The following is a 17,535-nucleotide window of genomic DNA, read 5'->3' on the forward strand; positions in this document are numbered from 1 at the left end:
TTTTCGAACTGAACCGGGTCCGAGATTTTCAGTCGGCTGAGAGGATATTCGCGCGCGCGTAGCACAGGACTGGTAGGGAGTTATCCCGGGGGGAGGGTGTTATAGCGCGCGCATTTCGCGCATATACGCGCGTTAGGTGTTATACTACTGGAATACTGGAGAATAGCGGTCAGAGAGAGCCACTTCTCTCACAGAACAGACAGTTTTTCGCTCGATTTTCTTTTTCTTCTTCTTTCTTTTCTCGCTGACTCGCTCTTTCTCTCGTCGAGGACGGACGCGCTCGCTGGTCGCGCGTGCAGCTGGCGCTCGCGGTCGCGCTGCTCGCCCAGCCGCTCGGGCACGATCACGTCGGCGCGGGTGAGCGCGGACGTCCAGGAGGGCGGGCACGCCCGCGATTGCCGCGCCGGCGAGCACACGCACGCTCTTCGTGGACGCGTCGCTCGGGAGCGAACGTGTACACACGGACGGGCGCGAAAAGGCGCGCTCAGGCGTACGAGACCTTCAGCGTCATGTCGATGGGCGACGGGATGTGAGCCGCCTTCACTGGCGGGTACTGGAACTCCGACTCGCTGAAGGGCATGAACATCCCGACGTCGCGGGAGGACATGATGTCGTCCTCCATCGGCACGCGCCGGAAGCCGACGACGTCGCCCGAGTTCGTCGGGTTCGCGGTGCCGTTCATCGTCACGCGCCAGCGGATCTTCCGGCGGATCATCGAGTGGATGTCGGCCTCGCTGTGCCCGAACGCGAAGATGGAGTGGCCGTACTTCCGCGCGTCCACCCAGCAGTCCTTGAGGAGTTCGACCTTCTGGTAGTGAGCGTACTCGTCGTTCCGTGCGGCCTCGGGCGCGATGTCGCCGATCTCGTCGAACATGATGGACGACCAGTGGTGCGGCCCTTCGGCGATGCGGGCGTGCATCCAGCCGAACCACCAGTGGTTGAGCGGGTCGTCCTCGCTGAACTCCAGGCCGTCGTACTGCTTCTCCTGGTCGTTCTCGTAGATTTCCTGAAGCCGGCGCATCTTCGGGTCTGGGTAGACGACGTGGAACTGACCGGGCTTCAGGAGGTCGTGGTTGAGGTGGACAGGGTCGCGGTACCGGACGACCTCGCGGACGATCTCCTCCAGGTCCACCTCGAACCCTTCCTGCGTCGGGTCCTTCGGCACGAACCGCGCCTCGATGTCCACGCCCTTGGGCAGGCAGACCCGCGCCCAGGGCGCGAACGGCAGCCACTCCGAGCGCGACGTCGAGGCGCGCCAGATGACCTTCTCGTTGTTCGCCTCCATCAGGCGCACGGCCAGCCAGAGAGCGAGGTTCGACTTCCCCGAACCCGGCGGGCCGACAGCCAGCCAGTCGGTACCGCCGACCGACAGCTGGTGATCGTCCGGGTCCCAGTCGTGGAAGATGATGTTCGGCAGGAGCTTCTTCCGCAGCTTCCGCTCCCCGGCTTCGGCGTAGGCCTTCCCCTCTGCCTCTTCCTCGGTGTAGGTGGCGTCCCACTCCATCTTCGGGATGCCGAACGCCCGCTTGATGTCCCAGAAGTCGTCGTGACACCGCTGGTCGCCGGTGTACTGCTTCGACGTCGTGTGCGGGTCGGGGAACTCCGCCAGGATCTCTTCCTTGCGCTTCGTCTCGGTGGTGTCGGTGGGGTTCTGTGTGCTCATACGCTGATGTGGTCGCCAACGTCGCCGTTCTCGTCTTCCTCTTCCTCACTCGTCTCCTCGCCGGCGCGGTCCACGAGCTTGCGTACGCCCGCGTTGAAGGCCGGGAGCAACTGCACCGCGACGAGGCTCTTCCGGAACCACGCGCTCCCCTTCCCGTCGTTGAGACTGTACTCCATCGACGGGTCACTCAGGAGGTTGTCCCGAGAGACCCGGTCGCTCATCCGCAGGCCCGTGATGACGTCGCGGTCGATCTGGCCGTACGACGCGCCGATCAGGCCGCGGACCCAGTCGAGGAGCTCCTCCTCGTCCTCGAAGCCCCCGAGGACGTCCTCGATGGTCTCCCGCTGGCGTTCGTGCAGCTCCTCCAGCGCAGGGCGCAACGCCACCGGGTCGGTCGCCCGCGTCACTGGCCGGTCCTCGGGGCGGACGTACTCGTTCGCGTTCTTCCGTAGCTTCCGGTAGGACTGCCTGAACGCCGGAAGGAGGAACGTCTCCTCGAACCCCAGACGGAACCTCTTCGCGGTCTGGAGGTCGGTCGGTTCGTCGAGGAGCGTGTTGTGCCGGTCGGGGCCGACGATGAGGCACGCCTTCGAGTTGCTCTCGACGAACGCATCGGTGAGGTCCTCGTCGGGGAAGCAACCGAGCGTCGCCACCGAGACCTCCTGAAGCCAGAACAGCAGATCCTCGGACGACTCGAAGCCGTCCCGGAGGCGGGTGACGAGGTCGTCGTGGTCGGCCTCCAGCTTGCTCAGCGCCGGGCGCGACGTCGAGGCGATCTCCCGGTCGGTGTCGGAACTCATACGTCGATGTGGTCTCCCGCGCTCTGGTCGTCCTCTTCCTCTTCGACGGTGTCCTCGCCAGCCTTCCCAACGAGCTTGCGTACGCCCGCGTTGAACGCCGGCAGCAGGAACTCGAAGGCGAACAACTGGCGGGTCTTCCGGGCCGCGCTGGGGTCCTCGAACTCGTCGAGGAGCACCTCCTGCGTGACGCGGCTCTCCTTGAAGGCGCGCACCTGGAACTCCGAGTCGATCTGGCCGAACGTCGCGCCGTTCAGGTCGCGGAGCCAGTCCAAGAGCTCAGGCTTCCCGCCTTCGATACCGTCGAGGAGTTGAGACAGCGTCTCCTTCTGCCGCTCCTCCAGGTGATCCAGCGCCGGGCGCATCGCTATGAACTGCTCGTCGGCGACGGTGACGGTGTCGTCCTTGTCGTCACCGAAATACTCGCCGGCGCTCCCCCTGAGCTTCCGGAACGCCGACCGCGTCGCCGGGAGAACGTAGGTCGCCTCCACCAGCAGACGGAACTCTTCGGCGGCCTCCAGGCTCACCGTGTCGTGCCCGTACCTCTCGCGCTCAGGCGACGTGATCAGCGTGGACCAGAGGACGCGCTCGTTCCCGAACTGCTGGTAGAGGCCGTCGTCGAGGCACCCGAGCGTCCGCATGGAGAGCCGCTGGCACCAGAAGATGACCTCGTCCAGTGAGTCGAACCCCGCGCGGAGTTCAGCAACGAGATCGTCGTGCTCCTCCTCCAGCCGGCGCAGCGCAGGCCGACCGAAGTCCTTCCGACTGGGCGCGCTCTCGCTGCTCATCGGCCACCCTCCAGTTCGGTCAGCAGCGCGTCCAGCCGCTCCGAGTCGTACTTGTCCGGCGTGAAGTCCATCGCCTCCAGGAGGCCGTCGAAGCCCTCGGGGCGCTCCCAGCCAGCCGCTGCGAGGACGGCGTCCCAGAGCGTGACGAACTCCTTCAGTTGGTCGTCCTCGTCGATAGCGAACTCGTCACCGGCGTTCTCGTAGTAGGTCTGGATGATGACCGGGTTCGGCATCAGTTCCTGGACGTCGTGGAACTCCTCGAACCCGATGTCGGTCTTGTCGATGTCGTCCCGCAGCGCCCACACCAGCACCTTCGAGAGGTCCTCGTAGAGCTGGTCGAAGTTCATCGGGATGGACTGCGGGATCGGCGTCGCCATCATCGACCCCTCGATGAGCGGGCTCACCCGACGCTGGTGCTCGGGGAGGTCCATGTCCTCGTCGAACTCGGGGATATCCTCTTCGGGCGCATCCTGCGCGCGCAGGTTCTCCGCGCGGTCGCGCATCATCGCCTCGAAGGCCGCCTCGCCCGGGTTCTCGCGGTCCGGGTCGAAGTACGGGCTGTCCATCATCATCTCGTCGGTGAGCCCGTAATCCTTCTCGCGGGCGAGGACGCTCTGCTCCTCCAGCGAGAGCTTCTCACCTTCCTCGTAGCGCTCCTCCAGTTCCTCCGACGTCGTCCGGCTCTCGACCTCGACGTCGAAGGTGACGTCCACCTCGACGTGGTCTCCGTGGCCGCGGGCGAACTCCTTCTCGGCGTCCTCGATGGCGCGCTCCAGGACGTTCCCGAAGCCACGCTCCAGGCCAACCGACTTCAGTCCGAGGTAGACGAACTTGAAGAGCCGGCGCAGCGCGACGCTGGAGGTGCCGTTCACCCAGCCATCGCGCACCTTCTCGAAGACCGGGCGACGTTCGTCCTCGGGAAGCTTCGCCAGGTAGTCGAAGTCGAGGATTGCGTTGTAGACCCGTTCACGGATGCGTGAGCGCCGCTTCCGGGCGGTCTGTTCGGTGAGGTCCAGCGAGCCCTCGGGGTGGGTGAGGTACTCGCGGTCAGCGGTCGTGAGGATGCCGCGGGGCCGATCCAGTTCTTCCTCCAGGCGCGACTGTGCGTCTCGGTCGCCCGCGTCCTCCGGTGGTTCTGTCATACTCATTTTGGTGTGACGCCCTTCCGTCACAATAGTATTTCTCCCGTACTTTTATAATATGGGGGTACGATAGGCGAGAGTAGAGGTGAACTCGACGGACTCACGGCTACGAAGGTAACTTCGCCAGAAAGGCGCGAGGGAAGGTGTCCTGGCAGACTGCTTCCCTCGAACCAAACGCGACTGGGTGAGAGTCGCGGTGGTGAACTCGGGACGGACCTACGGCGTGGTCTTGGTCCTACCGAGAACGTGGAGGCCCGCAGGCTTAAAACTGCGGGCTTCTGTGACGATATTCGTCACGTTCACGGTTCCTTTCTCATCCGGTCGGAGGAACGCCCCGCGCCTGGAAGACTGGGCATCCACCGACCACACGATGCAAACCCGATCTAACGTACACGAACGGCCCGAAGGCGGTGATTCGGCGTGAGCGTGCGCCGGCTCACCGTAGACGAAGCCGCGCAGCGCAACTGGGACGACCCGGAGGCTCTCGAAGAGCTCCACGTCCGCCGTGGGTGGGCTCCCGCCGACATCGCGCGGAAGTTCCAAACCGACGCGGCCACCGTCCGAGAAGAACTGAAGCGCCAGAACCTCTTCCAGAAGGACCAGTCGCTCCCCCCGAAGCAGGGGTTGGCCCGGAAACTCTGGGAGATGGGCACCGACCCGGATGCGGGTGGTGAGAAAGCGTGAGCGCCGGAACCTCTCCGAGCGGGTCCGTCGCGGAGATCGTCGAGGACCTCGGCGGCACCGACACCGTCACCGTGGACCTCCCCGGCGTCGTCGTCGAGGCCGTGGACGCCGCCTGCTGCGCTGCTCTCGGCTGCCGCGTCAGCGAACCGCTCTCCCGAGTCACCATCGACGGGTTCGGCACTCGCGTCCTCTGTCCCGATCACGTGGAACACCTCATCGAACGCGAGGTCGAAGCATGAGGTTCAGGCGCGGACACCCTACGTTTATAACGACTGCGCGGAAAGACACGCGAAAAGCAAGGCTAACCAATCAGCGCCTGACAGAAGCCGGTTCGGGGTGGTCGGTTCCACCCCGAAGGTTGGACACCTACGGCTTCTGTCGGCACCGACGTAAACTTACCGCCTCGCCCTTAGAGGCGGGTCTGCGTCTCGGTGCTGGCGTCGTTGTACGACGTCGGGTGCTCGCCGAAACGACACCCATCATGAACGACACCAGCGACGACCACCACGACGAACAGGCCAACGACCGAGCACCAGCCGCACGGGTGAGCTACTGATGGCAGGCGACGAGGTGCCGGACGTCGAAGCAGGGACCGAGGAACTCCTCGACGAGGCCGAAGAGATCGACAGCGACGACGGGATGACCGCTCGGATGCGCCGGGAGAACCAACTCCTCGGGCGTGCCGTGGACTACGTGGCCGCCTGGAGCGAGGACGGCGCGATCTCCAGCGCGAACGCGAACGCGCTCGCCGATGCGCTCGCCAGCGAACTCGCGCACTACACGAAGACCGACATCAAGGACGAGTTCACCGACGTCTTCGTGGACGACGGGAGCGGGGCGAACGGCATCCCGTTCGACGAACTCATCGAGCAGCGCCTCCAGGAGGTGAAGGTCGTCTCCACGACCGACGCGAAGCAGGGCCTCGTCTGGCGCTGGCACTTCAGCGACGGCGTGCAGCTGGAGACCGAGAAGTCGAAGGACGAAGGGCGGAAGCACTACGACTGGACCGCCTGGAAGGAGGACTACTTCGAGGCGCTCATCAGCCTCGGGAAGGGCGAGCGCATCGCCCCGCCCTCCCGTGAGCGCCGGGACAGCAACGACTGGAAGGAGTTCCTCAGCGAGATCCTCCTCGACCGGGCCGAGACTGTTGAGCACGTCGGCCCGCGCACCGAAGCGGTCGAACATCTCCGCGACTACGTGAACCGCCAGACGGCGTACGCCGACGTGAAGGATATGCGCGACCGGCAGGGGATCTGGATGGACGCACCACCAGCCGACGACGACGGCGAAGCCGCCACCGACGGCGGTGGACCGTCCCAGATCCGCGTCCCCACCCAGGCCGTGAAGCGCATCTGCGACCAGGCGGGCATCGAGACCCGTGCGCTCCAGATCGAACTGGACGCCCGCAGCGAGACTCTACCCGACGTCGCCGGCGTCTCCGACTACGAGTACGTGGACGGCCAGCGCGTCTCCTTCTGGTGCCTCGACGCCGGCTTCGCCGAACCCGCCGAGTTCGTCGAGGAGCCCGAGAGCCCCGCCGAACAGGCGGCGCGGGAGCAGGAGGAAGAGGCCGAAGAGGCCCAGACCGACGTCGGCGCGGTGGATGACAAGGACGACTCGGACGGCACCGAGAGCGAACAGGAGACCGACGACGTCACCGAGGACGGCGACGAGGGCGACGAGGACGCCCACGACGGCCCCGCCACGTCCGACGAGACCGAGAGCGCAGAGGACGACGTGGACGGCCACACGGAGGACGAGAGGCCGCCTGAGGACGCACCGGACGACGGACCAGCGAACGACTTCGAGTCGGGGATCACCGGCGGCTTCGGGATCGACCCGGACGACGACGACGAGGGAGGTGAGTGAGCATGCCGATGGACCTTGAGGACATCGAAATCACGGGAATCGAGGATGTTCCAGTCACCGAATCGCTCGCCTACCACGGCCCGCCGGGTACCGGGAAGACGTCGAAGTCGGCGGCCCGGGTAGCGAAGCTCATCCAGGACCACGACTACGGCATCGAGGACGTCGCCTGGGTGACCTACAGACGCTCGCTCGCCCGCGACACGCTCGCACGGCTGGCGTCCTGGGACATCATCGACCCGTCCGAGCTGGAGAACCCGAGCGACGGGGCCACCCGCTACATCGGCACCGCACACGCGGTCGCCAACCGCTGCGCTTCCATCGGCGAGGGTGTCGTCGAACCGTGGCACCGCTCCGACTTCTGCGAGAAGCGAGGGATGCAGTTCTGGACGTCGGAACCCTGGGAGGACAGCGCCGGGAAGCTCCTCTTCCGGGTTCTCGACTACCTCGCCAACGCGAACACCACGCCCGAGGACAAGGCCGCGCTGCGCGAGTGCCCGCACACCGACGATCTCCGCGACCACTGGCAGGGCGACATCGTCGAGGCGTGGTACGAGTGGGAGGACTACAAGGGCCAGATGAACATCATCGACTTCCACGAGATGCTGAAGCGCCCGCTCCAGGAGGGCGAGTCTCCCGGACGGCCCATCCTCGTCATCGACGAGTACCACGACGTCACCGCTCTGATGGACGCTCTCTTCCGGTCCTGGATGGAGGACGCAGAGATCGTCATCGTCGCCGGCGACCCGCACCAGGTGGTGAACGCCTACGACGGGGCCAGCCCGGCTTTCTTCGAGGACCTCGACCTCCCGACCGTCCTCCTGGACACTACCTACCGCGTCCCCGAAGAGCACTGGGCGCTCGCCACGCGCATGCTCGCCGACGCCCACACTCCGCCTGCGGTCACCCGCGACGGACGAGGGCGTGTGAACGACATCAACAGCCCGCGCTTCGAACACTCCGAAGAGAACGGCTGGGTGAACCTGCCGGGCCGCGACACGCCGGGGTCGCCGGGCTGGATCTGCGAGAAGTTCGGGCGTGAGGAGACGCTGTTCCTCACCCGGACGCGGATGCAGGCCGACGGCGTCGGGGCAGCCCTCGAAGCCGCCGGCATCCCGTATCGCTCGCAGCCGGAGCTCCACGGCTGGAACACCGAGGAGACCGACATCCGTCTCGCCGTCCACAACGCGCTTCAGAAGATCGAAGGGTACAGCCCGGCGAACTTCCGCTACGGCGGAAACAAGGCCTTCGGCGAGTACACGGGGAACAACAAGAACCCCGCCGACATCTCGCTGAAGAACAGCGAGGCCGCGGCCCTCCTGGAGGCGACGTCGGCGCACGACCTCGACATCACCCGGTCCGATGCGAACGACCTCGTCGAGGAACTGCGCGACGACGAGGACGGCCACCTTACCCTCCGGGAGTTCGACGACTACGTCACGAAGTCGTTCTGGGAGCGCTACACCGCCGGCGCAGGATCGGTGAACCGGCTGAACAAGGGACCGTTCGGGTCCGGGTCGTCCGGCGAGCGCGAACTCCGGGCACTCCGGGCCGCGCTGAACCGGCAGGACGGCCCGATCAGCCCCGACTCGATCAGCTGCCACGCCATCACCATCCACGCCTCGAAGGGGATGGAGGCCGACGACGTCGTCGTCTACGACGGCATCAGCAACCGCATCCTCCGAGAGATCCAGGTGAACGACGAGTCCCGGCGGAACGAGTACCGCACGTGGTACGTCGCGCTCTCGCGGGCGAAGAAGCGCCTGCACGTGATGCGCGACGGGTTCGCCTGGACGAACAGCATCATCCCCGAGAACCTCCAGGCCGCGGCCCGCGAGGCCTACCAGGAAGGCCACGTGGACGGCGATCTCCCCGGAGGTGAGACGGCGTGAGCACCGGCGCGTTCACGGTGCCGATGGAGACGTCGAGGCGCTACATCCCCGAGGAGATGAAGGAGTTCGACCACTGGGTCCTCTGGTCACCCGAGTTCGGGAAGCAGATCATGGCCCCGTGGGTGACCGGGCACTGCTACCCGGCCAGCTGGGGCGAGCAGGAGACCGAGCGTCCCGAGACGACCTTCGAGAAGGCGAAGATGCTCGCCGACCTCCCGACCGAGGAGGTCCACCGGACGTACCCGTTCCCGCCGAAGGACGGCGAGGAGGAGCCACACGTCCCGGAGCGCATCATCCCGACGTTCCTGCTGCTTCACGACCCACCGGAGCCACCGCTGATGCAGGTGGACTTCGACGACGTCCGGGACCCCGCATCCGGGTGTGTCTCCGAGGAGGTCGAGGAGATCGTCGAACGCCTCGATGCGTTCACCGAGGTCTCGCAGTCTGGCGAGGGGCTCCACGTCTTCGTGAGGGCAGAACTCCCCGGCGGTCTCGGGAAGTTCATCGCCGAACTGGACGACGTCGGCGAGATAGAGATGTACGACCACGGGCGCGTCGTCGGCGCGACCTGGAGGCACGTCGAGGGGACGCCGACCGACGTCCCCGAGCGGCAGGACGTCGTCGAGGACCTCATTAAGACCTACGAGAGCGAGGAGTACCGCCAGCGCCGGCTCCGCTCCTCGTCCGAGGATGCGTCGGAGACCGACTGGAACAGCGACGTCTCCGGGATCGAGGCCGCCATCCGGAACCGAGAGAACGACAGCTCCAGCAGCGGGCGGTCACCGTACTTCGACATCGACATCCGGTCCATCGCCGACACCGGCGACTTCTCGCGCTATCGACGAGAGACGCCGGGCGACGAGTGGCAGGGACCGCACCCGGCTCACGGGCCGATGCACAGCGACCCCGAGGAGTGTACGAACTTCGGGGTGGAACCGAGCGGGAACACCTGGTTCTGCTTCGCGCACAACGCGGGAGGTCGCGCGATAGAGCTGGCCGCGGTCCTCGCCGACGAGGTGGACGTCAGCTGCGCCGACATCCCGAAGCGCGGTGCCGGCCAGGGCTGGCTGGGAGATCGTCCGGTGAAGATGCTGAAGACCTGCCTCTGGCTCCGTGATCACGCCGGCGTCCCCGACGACACGAAGCCACCCCACGCCGCGCTGCTGGGCGTGGCCGACGTCGAGGACCTCTACGTCCGTGACCGCGACCGCGGCATCCTCGGTGAGAAGAACGCCGAGCTGTGCCGGCGAGTCTTCGACGAGATGACGCTGGACTACTTCGAGTAGGCCAGCCCCTCCGCCCCCCGATCTTCTTCTGACCGACGTCGCCGATCTCCTCCAGGAGCAACTGCGCCTTCTCATCGACCCCCGTCTGTCCGACCTCTCTACTGTATAAGGGTGATTCGACCCCCCTTGCCATCTCAGTTTACCCGAAGTAAACCGCGCTTGCAGTCCTATTACTTAACTACTGGGGTCAGTCGGGGGGTTCTGCGAGGAGAGTTTTCGACAGGTAATCTGAGATGGCAACCCGGGTCGAGTGACCCTAATATAGTCATGCCACTTCTGAACCACCTCGATCTCGACCTACCCCGGATGCGGGGGGTCGAGGATGCCGGGTTTCGAGGGGTGTGGAGCCTGAGCCGCCTGAATCGGTGATTTACCGACTCATGCCGATAGCTGGATTAGTGACATGAGACGTTTCGACGGAACGGCTGAGCCGTCCGAAATTAGCCTCTTCAGAGGTTCCCGGGTAACTTTCCCAGCGTTTATACTGACATGACTCATGTCAATATCTATGGGAACTGGCCATTTCAACAAGGACCGCATCACCCACCTCGAACGGTACCGGCCACTGGAACCCGACCAGATCCCCACCTGGAAGGAAGCCGCCAAGGATGGGAAGCCCATCGAGGAACTGCTCGGACTCACCCTCCTCCACACAGGGATTCGCCGGACGACGATGGCGCACATGACAGAAGCCTGGCTGAACCTCGACGACGAAGAGAACCCGCACGTGAAGATCCCGCCTCGTCAAGAGTGTACGCTCGGTCGCGGGAAGCAGGGAAGCGGTGGCGACACGAAGAACACCGGACAGCCCTGCTACAACTGCCGCGAGAAACGCCCCGGCTACTGGAAGCCGAAGTCCCACCACGGCGTCCGCCCCATCCCGATCCGTGAGGAAGACGTCGAAGAGATCCTCCGGAACTACTTCTCGGTCCACGACACCGTAGGAGGCCGGGAGAAGGTGAACTACTACGTTGAGAAAATCTCCGACCGCGCCGATCTCGGACGCGAGGTCACACCCCACGACCTCCGGAACACGTACGGAACGAGACTGGCGCGGAAAGGCTTCACACCCCACGAAATCATGCATCTGATGGGTCACTCCTCCATCGGCATCGCTCGATTCTACATCAAGATGAGCGGTACCCGCCTCGGGCTGGCCTACGACGAAAAATGGTAGAGGAGAAGACGCTCACCGACTACAACGGACGACCGCTCGCCGACGCCAGCCAGCCCCTCGACCAGGAGCAGCTGGCCGCGTGGCGGGAGGCCGCCCTGGAAGCCGACGGCGTGAAGCGCCTCGCCGGACTGCTGTCGCCGTACACGGGCTTGCGGAACTCCACGGTCGCGCACCTGCGCCCCAGCTGGGTCGTCTACAAGACGAAGATTCCCGAAATCGTGGTTCCCAGCGAAGCCCCGTGCAACCTCGGGAACGGTGACGACGCCTGCTACCGGTGTCAAGTGAACCGAGACGGCACCTGGAAGCCGGAGAGTCCCCACGGCGCACGTCGCGTTCCGGTTCCCGACGAGGACGTCGTCGAGGCGCTCAGGGACTACTTCGCGCTCTACGACAAGCTCCGCACCGAGCAACGGCTCCGCACCTACCTGAAGGACCTCGTCAAGGACGCCAGCCTCCAGCGCGACGTGAACGCGCACGCTCTTCGACACACCTACGGAACGATTCTCGCCCGGAAGGGCTTCGAGATCGAGACGATGCGCCAGGCGATGGGGTACTCGATGGACGAAGACAACGGGCGCTTCGCGGTTCGTCGATACATCCAGTTCGTCGATGAACGCGAAGAGGAGAGGTACGCCTGTGGGGCTGACCGAGCGCAGGGTGGCACCTGTGAGATGCCGGTAGACACGCCCGACGCGCGCTGTTACGTCCACGACGACCGCGTCATCACCTGTTCGGCGACGAACCGGTACGGCGAACCCTGCCACCGGATCGTCGATCAACTCACCCAGCGCTGCGCGTTCCATCAAGACTGACCTTCTGAGCCTCCACCCGCATCCGGGCGAGGACTGAACTGGGTTCGAGAACCGACCGTCCTAAACAACATCGGGGCGGTGAATAGGAAAGTGTTGTTTAGGGCGTGAAGAGAAATCGGCTCACTTCCCGAGGTACTTCGTTCGAACCTTGTCGCCCTCGCGCCACTTCGCATAGCGGTAGGGACCGTGAGGACAGCCATCGCAACCGGGTCCACACGGCACTTTCATCTTGTAGACGTTCACCGAGACGCCGTCTGGAACCTCGTCCAGGTCGTCGCCATCAACATCTTCCTCGACGTCGTCCACCTCGCCCTCCGCTGGCGGTTCCTCCAGCTGCTCTCTCGCTTCGGCTTCGAGGAACGCAGCACGCTCTTCGGCCCAGTCGGCGAGGTCGCGGAGCCGATCTGCGCCCTGCCGTTCAACGGCCTCGACCACGTACTTCGGAAGAGACGCCGGCGGACGCGGCTCGGTGCTGGGCGCATCCTCCACGCCACCGGGGTCGTCGCGCGGCACGATTTCCTCGACGTTGGTGAACTGAAGACGTCGAACGACGAGGTCCTCTTCCTCAACGTCCAACGGTCCGAAACCCAGGAACCGGTGGTCGTCTTCGAGTTCTACGACGCGCCAGCGTTCTCCTTCGACTTGGAACCCATCGTAGAGGACGATGTCGCCGGGCTGGAGCCGGTCGCGGATGATGTTTCGTTCTCGGATGCTCACGGTGCATCACCGGTAGTGATTCGTTCGGGGTGCAGTGGGTGGTCGTGCATGGTGATCTGGACGGAGTGGCGACCGTCCTAAACAACATTCCAACCTCTATTGCCAAAAGTGTTGTTTAGGACGCAGAGAAGCCACCCGGATGCGGGGGTCGGTTCGCGGTCCATCGTACCCCAGCGGTTTAACCGGGTTCCTCACCTCGATGACAGTATGACCGTGGAAGAGACGCTGAAACAGCGATTCACGGGACTCCCTTCCGACCAGAACGCGGTGGACGCGTCGTGCTGCAAGCGCTGTCGAGAATACGGCTCCCTCGAAGAGATGGAGTTCGACGAGAACGAGCGCGTCTACGCGACCGTCGCCTGGAAGAAGAACCTGCGCGGTGAGGCCAGCTGGGAACTCATCGGCCTCTTCCACCAGGACCACGGCGACGTCGCCGATCTCCCCGAGGACCCGCGCCGGCCCTGCGCAGTTCTGGAGGTGACACTCGAACCGAGCAACGCGCTCCCCCGCTTCGGCCAGATCGACGGCGCGGCGTTCACGCTCGGGCAGGTGGACGTCCTCGACACCGCCGGCGTCGTCGCCCGGAAAACGGTTGCTGCTGACTAACCCTGTTCTTCGAACCACTGCGGAGCGCCCGTGTACTCGCTCCAGCAGCGCTTGTGACACGGCTCCCCTCGGGCGTTCGGTATCGCTCGGTCGAAATCGACCTGCTTTCCACAGAGGTCACACTCAGCGCTGTGCCCGTGCATCCGAGCGTCGTTCGAGAGCCCCTTTGTCTCGATGTACAGCTCGTGCAGCGCCCGCGGAGTGAGCCGGACCAGCACCTTCTCGCGGTCGTCCGGGTTCCGCTTCTCTGGCGTGTACGTGAGCACCCAGTCCTGGCCGGGTTCTCCGTCACCGGCTGGCCCGAGGGAGATCGTCTGCGCGAGTTCGTCCGGAACGTAGTGCCACTCGTTGTCTCTGAACCTCGGGTAGTGTCCCTCCGGGCGTGGGTTCTCCGGATCAACGTCGTCTTCGGTCATGCGCTCTCACCGTCCTCGGGCCAGTGCCAGACGACGTCGCCGTCGTCGAGGGAGAGGACGCCGTCGCGTTCCGCGCGCTCGTAGGCGGCCATGAGCGGGGTAAACCCTACGCGCTTGCCCGTTCGCGCGGTGAATACGCGGGAGTAGGCGCGCAGGAGCCGCCACCGACGCCACCGCGTCCGGAGCTGGTGTAGGTACCTGTACATCGTCACACCAGGTGGGAGTAGATTCGGTCCGTCGTCTCCCTGGACGAATGGCGCAGGTGGCGCTGCACGTCTTCCAGACGACCGCCCTGTTCGACGATGATGCGGTAGGCCACCGAGTGTCGGAAGGTGTGCGGGGTGACGTCCTCGGGGCTGGGTTCACTGTCCTCGGTGGCGACGCTCTTCACCTGTGGCGTCACGTCGGCGGCCTGTGCGGCTCGCTTCACGACGCGCTGAACGCTGCGGGGTGTCGCCCGGTCTGACTCTCGGGACGGGAACAGCGCCCCGTTCTCGGGCTCCTTCCACCGCCCTGTGAGATACTGCTTCAGAGTGTCGCGGGCACTGTAGACGTCGCCGAAGTCGTCGAGGTAGACGGTCGCGTCGCCCGGACGGCCCTTCTGCTTGTGACTCGGTAGGTAGATGTGAGGCCGTTCGGCGTCCAGGTGGAGGTCGCCGACGTCGAGATCGACCAGTTCGCTCACCCGGAGACCGGTGTCGGCGAGCACGGTGATCATGGCGTAGTTGCGCTGCTGGAGGTACGTCGGGAACGTCTCGCTGAGGCAGACGCTTCGAACTCGTTTCACTTGGTCGGGCTTCATCCAGGACTTCGCCTGGGTGGTCTCGGTGGTGCTCATCTGAGTGTCGTTTTCTTTCGTGGTGGGTGTTCCGCGAAGGGTCGCGGAGGATTCTTTTATAAACTGTACGGGGGCCGGTTGTGACGAGTGTCGTATTCTATGTTATTCTGCGACACTCGCCTGACTTATTGGCAGGGGGTACGGTCCGGTAACTGTATATGCTTTCGCTACACAATTTCAACACAGCCATGTCCGAGGCCGACACCCCACCCGACAAGACCACCGTGAACATCCGCATCACCGAGACCTTCCTCGCCGACGTCGATGGGGCGTGGGAGGACCTCGGGTACAACAGTCGCAGTGAGTTCATCCGCGACGTCCTCCGCGACGCCGTGAAACACCCCGACTTCAACCGCGCCGACCTGAAGGCGATGCTCGCCGGTGAGGTGGACATCCAGGAAGGCCGCACACACACCAGCGACGAGGTGAAGGCCGAGTACGGCCTCGACGGCGAGGACGAGTGATCGATGAGCGACGACTGGCGCTGGGAGCTCACCGACACTGCTGAGCGGCAGTTCGGGAGCCTCGACGAGTACGCGCGTGAGCGCATCGCCTCGAAGTTGGACGAGATCGTCGATGATCAGTGGCGCGAACCGAGCGACTACCTGGAGCCGCTTCAGGGTGCGCCTCACCAGAAACTCCGCATCGGCCCGTTCCGTCTCGGCTGTCGGGCAGACCGTGACAAGAAGATCCTCTACGTCCTCCGAATCCGGAAACGGGGCGGTGATGCCTATCGCGGAGACGACGACTAAGCCGACTCGCCCGTGTAGACGTAGTCGTCGCCGTCCATCTCCACGCCGGGCAGCTGCGTGAGCGTGTTGAAGTCACGGCCCTGCGACTCGTTCTTCTTCACCCAGTTCCCCCAGAACGACCCGAACGACGCGTAGGCGACGTCGAGGCCGCACTCCTCGACGAGGTCCTCCAGGTCGCCCTTCGACACGCGCTCGCCCGGGTGGTCGCGCAGGTGCTCGTAGAACGCCAGCACGGTCTCCACACGAGCCTCGTACTTCGACCCGCTTCCCGACAGGTCCAGAGACCGGAGTACGTCTTCGGCGTCCTCCTGCACGCTCTCTTGGGGCGACTCAGCGGCTTCCTGTTCCGGCGGGGGTGATGGAGCGTCTCGACGCTCCGTGCGCGAGTGTGGACTCTCAGGCGGCTCCTGTGAGGCCGACTGGTCGCCCTCCTCGATGAGCCGCCAGATGACGTCTTCGTAACTGTCTCCACGTTCTTTGCGCTCGTGCAGTTCATCGGCCAGTTCGTCACTGACCTGGATCGTCGTTCGTCCCATATCGTTCGTTGTGTCTGCTATGGTCATAAAGACCCTATGAGCCTATGTTCTCTACAGTAACATAGTTCTATGGTTGCCATAGATTTATTATGCCGCAGTATAGACTACGTGGTAAGCACGGAAACTGGCCGTCCTCAGAAGGATGGCCGGGGGCGCTGGAACGCCCTCGACCGTGCTGGTAAGGAAACCAGCAATGTCAGCAAACGACTGCAACGGCCATAACGGCCACGATACGGACGACTGTACAGCCACCGAACCGAACTGGGAGAGCGTCGCTCGGAGCGCGCTCGCCGAGTTGTTCTTCACCCGGAAGCTCGAACTCCAGAACAGCCTCGGGACCATCGAGGCGCGCCTGGGTCGGTTCAGCGACGATGACCTCACGGCGGAGCACATCAGGCAGTTCCGGAACGACTTCTACGACCTCCAGCGCCTCGTCGAGGAGGACATCGTCCCGCTCGTGGACGGCGTGGAGCCGTACGAGCAGGCGACGATGAACCTCACGGCGGGACAGAAGGCTAAGGCTCTCGATCTCCGCTGGGAGGACGTCCGCGACCTCCCGCGGAAGAGTGAGATCGAGGACGAGGAAGAAGAGGAGACGGAGGGTGACGATGCGGACGAGTGACGCCCGCGTGACCGCTCGCATGCGCCGGACCGAGAGCGGCGAAGTCCTCCGCGAGTACATCGTGGACGGCGTCGCCTACGGTTCAATCGATGCGGTGAAGACGGCTCTCGGGGGTGCCTAACTCCATGCAGGAACACTGGAGCCGGAGAGGCTACCTCGGTAGCGTCGCAGGTCTCGCGGGCGCGCTGGCAGGCGTCTCGAACAGCGACCGAGACCGTGAGGAGGACGACGCCGACGCCCAGACCCCAGGGCTTCAGACGATCACGCTCCGCATCCCGAAGGAGGTAGCCGACGATCTCGACGTCGAGGCCGGCGACAGCGTCCTCTACCAGGGCACGAACTGACTATCGAACACCCTTCTCTCAAGTAGCACACCACCAACATCGAATCCATGTCCGACGACGACACCGCCGAGATCACCGTCACGTACCGACCCGACGACCAGCGCGCTGAGGTCCGCTGCGACTACCCCGGCGACGACCCGGAGGACCGCGACGACCGCGTTCGCCAGCTCTTCGAGGCGGTCTACGAAGCGGCTTCGGACGAACTGGAGGACGAGGGCCTGCACGTCATCGCCGGTGGCGAGGTGACCGACGCCGAGAACGCCGTCGCGCACTCCTTCGGCACCGACGACGACGTCCCGACGATCTGACCGACACCGACCACCCCTCTTTTCGAGCGCCTCGACGAGACGGTTAGACGAACTGAGAGGTTTGAGTTCCATATAGTCGCATTTGGTTTACGAGGGTTCGCGCTATTTTTCGAATTTCGGCGGCGCTACCCCACTAAGCCCGTTCTGGAAGGGTGTTCCGACCCCGTCAGGGGTGGGGGTAAGACGTCGAAGACCGGCTTCCACCACCCTCCATTTCCACCCCTGCTTCAGCTACTCTGTTGAGGACCTCGATCTCGCTGATTTTCTTTTTCGACCCCGGTGGTCCGGC

Annotated in this window: 22 protein-coding genes; 14 read left to right on the forward strand and 8 right to left on the reverse strand. The window is 64.6% G+C overall.

What is annotated here, in order from left to right; all coding sequences use genetic code 11:
* Positions 1 to 484: 484 nt before the first annotated feature.
* From HBOR_RS19085 to HBOR_RS19100, 4 genes are read right to left on the reverse strand one after another with little or no spacing between them, the layout of a single operon-like run.
* Positions 485 to 1,663 (reverse strand): ATP-binding protein, encoded by a 1,179-nt coding sequence (locus HBOR_RS19085; protein ID WP_006057207.1) that lies wholly within the window; start codon positions 1,661 to 1,663, stop codon positions 485 to 487.
* A complete protein-coding gene (locus tag HBOR_RS19090) occupies positions 1,660 to 2,463 on the reverse strand; it encodes a hypothetical protein (protein ID WP_006057206.1) in 804 nt (267 codons plus the stop codon). Before HBOR_RS19090 ends, HBOR_RS19085 begins: the two co-directional genes overlap by 4 nt.
* Positions 2,460 to 3,248 carry a hypothetical protein gene (locus tag HBOR_RS19095; RefSeq protein ID WP_006057205.1) on the reverse strand — a complete coding sequence of 263 codons (789 nt, stop codon included), beginning with the start codon at positions 3,246 to 3,248 and terminating at the stop codon, positions 2,460 to 2,462. The genes HBOR_RS19090 and HBOR_RS19095 overlap by 4 nt, the downstream gene beginning before the upstream one ends.
* On the reverse strand, positions 3,245 to 4,390 hold the full coding sequence (locus HBOR_RS19100; RefSeq protein ID WP_144018737.1) for a hypothetical protein: 1,146 nt from the start codon (positions 4,388 to 4,390) through the stop codon (positions 3,245 to 3,247). The genes HBOR_RS19095 and HBOR_RS19100 overlap by 4 nt, the downstream gene beginning before the upstream one ends.
* Positions 4,391 to 4,810: 420 nt before the next feature.
* Between HBOR_RS19100 and HBOR_RS19105 the strand changes: the two genes are divergently transcribed.
* From HBOR_RS19105 to HBOR_RS19135, 7 genes are all read left to right on the forward strand, one after another.
* Entirely contained in the window at positions 4,811 to 5,074 is a 264-nt protein-coding gene (locus HBOR_RS19105) for a hypothetical protein (protein ID WP_013446657.1), read from the forward strand.
* Complete coding sequence (locus HBOR_RS19110) at positions 5,071 to 5,313, forward strand: hypothetical protein (RefSeq protein ID WP_006057202.1); 243 nt, start codon at positions 5,071 to 5,073, stop codon at positions 5,311 to 5,313. Before HBOR_RS19105 ends, HBOR_RS19110 begins: the two co-directional genes overlap by 4 nt.
* Before the next feature lie 316 nt (positions 5,314 to 5,629).
* Positions 5,630 to 6,943 carry an ICP22 family protein gene (locus tag HBOR_RS19115; protein WP_006057201.1) on the forward strand — a complete coding sequence of 438 codons (1,314 nt, stop codon included), beginning with the start codon at positions 5,630 to 5,632 and terminating at the stop codon, positions 6,941 to 6,943.
* A gap of 8 nt (positions 6,944 to 6,951) precedes the next feature.
* The gene (locus tag HBOR_RS19120; RefSeq protein ID WP_006057200.1) at positions 6,952 to 8,832 is read left to right on the forward strand and encodes a 3'-5' exonuclease; all 1,881 of its coding nucleotides are present in this window, start codon (positions 6,952 to 6,954) and stop codon (positions 8,830 to 8,832) included.
* Positions 8,829 to 10,118 (forward strand): hypothetical protein, encoded by a 1,290-nt coding sequence (locus tag HBOR_RS19125; RefSeq protein ID WP_006057199.1) that lies wholly within the window; start codon positions 8,829 to 8,831, stop codon positions 10,116 to 10,118. The genes HBOR_RS19120 and HBOR_RS19125 overlap by 4 nt, the downstream gene beginning before the upstream one ends.
* Before the next feature lie 508 nt (positions 10,119 to 10,626).
* A complete protein-coding gene (locus HBOR_RS19130) occupies positions 10,627 to 11,295 on the forward strand; it encodes a site-specific integrase (protein WP_006057198.1) in 669 nt (222 codons plus the stop codon).
* Positions 11,289 to 12,107, forward strand: coding sequence for a site-specific integrase (locus HBOR_RS19135; protein WP_006057197.1), 819 nt, complete (start codon positions 11,289 to 11,291; stop codon positions 12,105 to 12,107). The genes HBOR_RS19130 and HBOR_RS19135 overlap by 7 nt, the downstream gene beginning before the upstream one ends.
* 120 nt (positions 12,108 to 12,227) lie before the next feature.
* Here HBOR_RS19135 and HBOR_RS19785 read toward each other — a convergent pair whose 3' ends face one another.
* Positions 12,228 to 12,824 carry a hypothetical protein gene (locus HBOR_RS19785; RefSeq protein WP_006057196.1) on the reverse strand — a complete coding sequence of 199 codons (597 nt, stop codon included), beginning with the start codon at positions 12,822 to 12,824 and terminating at the stop codon, positions 12,228 to 12,230.
* 207 nt (positions 12,825 to 13,031) lie between these two features.
* On the opposite strand from HBOR_RS19785, the gene HBOR_RS19145 reads away from it, so the two are divergent.
* Positions 13,032 to 13,430, forward strand: a complete 399-nt coding sequence (locus HBOR_RS19145) for a hypothetical protein (protein ID WP_006057195.1) — start codon at positions 13,032 to 13,034, stop codon at positions 13,428 to 13,430.
* Here the strand turns inward: HBOR_RS19145 and HBOR_RS19150 are convergent.
* Positions 13,427 to 13,846: a hypothetical protein gene (locus tag HBOR_RS19150; RefSeq protein ID WP_006057194.1), complete on the reverse strand. Its 420-nt coding sequence runs from the start codon at positions 13,844 to 13,846 to the stop codon at positions 13,427 to 13,429. The two genes, HBOR_RS19145 and HBOR_RS19150, sit on opposite strands and share 4 nt — an antisense overlap.
* A gap of 208 nt (positions 13,847 to 14,054) precedes the next feature.
* Entirely contained in the window at positions 14,055 to 14,684 is a 630-nt protein-coding gene (locus tag HBOR_RS19160) for a tyrosine-type recombinase/integrase (protein ID WP_013446660.1), read from the reverse strand.
* Positions 14,685 to 14,872: 188 nt separating this feature from the next.
* Here HBOR_RS19160 and HBOR_RS19165 point away from each other — a divergent pair, with 188 nt between their 5' ends.
* Both HBOR_RS19165 and HBOR_RS19170 read left to right on the forward strand, forming a co-directional pair.
* Entirely contained in the window at positions 14,873 to 15,148 is a 276-nt protein-coding gene (locus HBOR_RS19165) for a ribbon-helix-helix domain-containing protein (RefSeq protein ID WP_006057214.1), read from the forward strand.
* Between the two features lie 3 nt (positions 15,149 to 15,151).
* Complete coding sequence (locus HBOR_RS19170; protein WP_006057213.1) at positions 15,152 to 15,436, forward strand: type II toxin-antitoxin system RelE family toxin; 285 nt, start codon at positions 15,152 to 15,154, stop codon at positions 15,434 to 15,436.
* Here the strand turns inward: HBOR_RS19170 and HBOR_RS19175 are convergent.
* A complete protein-coding gene (locus HBOR_RS19175; RefSeq protein ID WP_241432441.1) occupies positions 15,433 to 15,972 on the reverse strand; it encodes a hypothetical protein in 540 nt (179 codons plus the stop codon). The genes HBOR_RS19170 and HBOR_RS19175 overlap by 4 nt on opposite strands.
* Before the next feature lie 193 nt (positions 15,973 to 16,165).
* On the opposite strand from HBOR_RS19175, the gene HBOR_RS19180 reads away from it, so the two are divergent.
* The 4 genes from HBOR_RS19180 to HBOR_RS19190 are packed head-to-tail and all read left to right on the forward strand — an operon-like array spanning position 16,166 to position 17,246.
* Positions 16,166 to 16,594 carry a hypothetical protein gene (locus HBOR_RS19180; RefSeq protein ID WP_006057211.1) on the forward strand — a complete coding sequence of 143 codons (429 nt, stop codon included), beginning with the start codon at positions 16,166 to 16,168 and terminating at the stop codon, positions 16,592 to 16,594.
* Entirely contained in the window at positions 16,581 to 16,715 is a 135-nt protein-coding gene (locus tag HBOR_RS20510; protein ID WP_006057210.1) for a hypothetical protein, read from the forward strand. Before HBOR_RS19180 ends, HBOR_RS20510 begins: the two co-directional genes overlap by 14 nt.
* Positions 16,716 to 16,719: 4 nt before the next feature.
* Positions 16,720 to 16,938, forward strand: coding sequence for an AbrB/MazE/SpoVT family DNA-binding domain-containing protein (locus tag HBOR_RS19185; protein ID WP_006057209.1), 219 nt, complete (start codon positions 16,720 to 16,722; stop codon positions 16,936 to 16,938).
* Positions 16,939 to 16,985: 47 nt separating this feature from the next.
* Positions 16,986 to 17,246 carry a hypothetical protein gene (locus HBOR_RS19190; protein WP_006057208.1) on the forward strand — a complete coding sequence of 87 codons (261 nt, stop codon included), beginning with the start codon at positions 16,986 to 16,988 and terminating at the stop codon, positions 17,244 to 17,246.
* The last annotated feature ends 289 nt before the right edge of the window (positions 17,247 to 17,535 follow it).

This window comes from Halogeometricum borinquense DSM 11551, assembly GCF_000172995.2.
Taxonomy (GTDB): domain Archaea; phylum Halobacteriota; class Halobacteria; order Halobacteriales; family Haloferacaceae; genus Halogeometricum; species Halogeometricum borinquense.

What these genes read in the sequence shown, in the direction of transcription:
- HBOR_RS19085 (WP_006057207.1), bottom strand. Translation starts at nt 1,663, where the DNA reads ATGAGCACACAGAACCCCACCGACACCACCGAGACGAAGCGCAAGGAA.
- HBOR_RS19090 (WP_006057206.1), bottom strand. Translation starts at nt 2,463, where the DNA reads ATGAGTTCCGACACCGACCGGGAGATCGCCTCGACGTCGCGCCCGGCG.
- HBOR_RS19095 (WP_006057205.1), bottom strand. Translation starts at nt 3,248, where the DNA reads ATGAGCAGCGAGAGCGCGCCCAGTCGGAAGGACTTCGGTCGGCCTGCG.
- HBOR_RS19100 (WP_144018737.1), bottom strand. Translation starts at nt 4,390, where the DNA reads ATGACAGAACCACCGGAGGACGCGGGCGACCGAGACGCACAGTCGCGC.
- HBOR_RS19115 (WP_006057201.1), top strand. Translation starts at nt 5,630, where the DNA reads ATGGCAGGCGACGAGGTGCCGGACGTCGAAGCAGGGACCGAGGAACTC.
- HBOR_RS19120 (WP_006057200.1), top strand. Translation starts at nt 6,952, where the DNA reads ATGGACCTTGAGGACATCGAAATCACGGGAATCGAGGATGTTCCAGTC.
- HBOR_RS19130 (WP_006057198.1), top strand. Translation starts at nt 10,627, where the DNA reads ATGGGAACTGGCCATTTCAACAAGGACCGCATCACCCACCTCGAACGG.
- HBOR_RS19135 (WP_006057197.1), top strand. Translation starts at nt 11,289, where the DNA reads ATGGTAGAGGAGAAGACGCTCACCGACTACAACGGACGACCGCTCGCC.
- HBOR_RS19145 (WP_006057195.1), top strand. Translation starts at nt 13,032, where the DNA reads ATGACCGTGGAAGAGACGCTGAAACAGCGATTCACGGGACTCCCTTCC.
- HBOR_RS19150 (WP_006057194.1), bottom strand. Translation starts at nt 13,846, where the DNA reads ATGACCGAAGACGACGTTGATCCGGAGAACCCACGCCCGGAGGGACAC.
- HBOR_RS19160 (WP_013446660.1), bottom strand. Translation starts at nt 14,684, where the DNA reads ATGAGCACCACCGAGACCACCCAGGCGAAGTCCTGGATGAAGCCCGAC.
- HBOR_RS19165 (WP_006057214.1), top strand. Translation starts at nt 14,873, where the DNA reads ATGTCCGAGGCCGACACCCCACCCGACAAGACCACCGTGAACATCCGC.
- HBOR_RS19170 (WP_006057213.1), top strand. Translation starts at nt 15,152, where the DNA reads ATGAGCGACGACTGGCGCTGGGAGCTCACCGACACTGCTGAGCGGCAG.
- HBOR_RS19175 (WP_241432441.1), bottom strand. Translation starts at nt 15,972, where the DNA reads ATGGGACGAACGACGATCCAGGTCAGTGACGAACTGGCCGATGAACTG.
- HBOR_RS19180 (WP_006057211.1), top strand. Translation starts at nt 16,166, where the DNA reads ATGTCAGCAAACGACTGCAACGGCCATAACGGCCACGATACGGACGAC.
- HBOR_RS20510 (WP_006057210.1), top strand. Translation starts at nt 16,581, where the DNA reads ATGCGGACGAGTGACGCCCGCGTGACCGCTCGCATGCGCCGGACCGAG.
- HBOR_RS19185 (WP_006057209.1), top strand. Translation starts at nt 16,720, where the DNA reads ATGCAGGAACACTGGAGCCGGAGAGGCTACCTCGGTAGCGTCGCAGGT.
- HBOR_RS19190 (WP_006057208.1), top strand. Translation starts at nt 16,986, where the DNA reads ATGTCCGACGACGACACCGCCGAGATCACCGTCACGTACCGACCCGAC.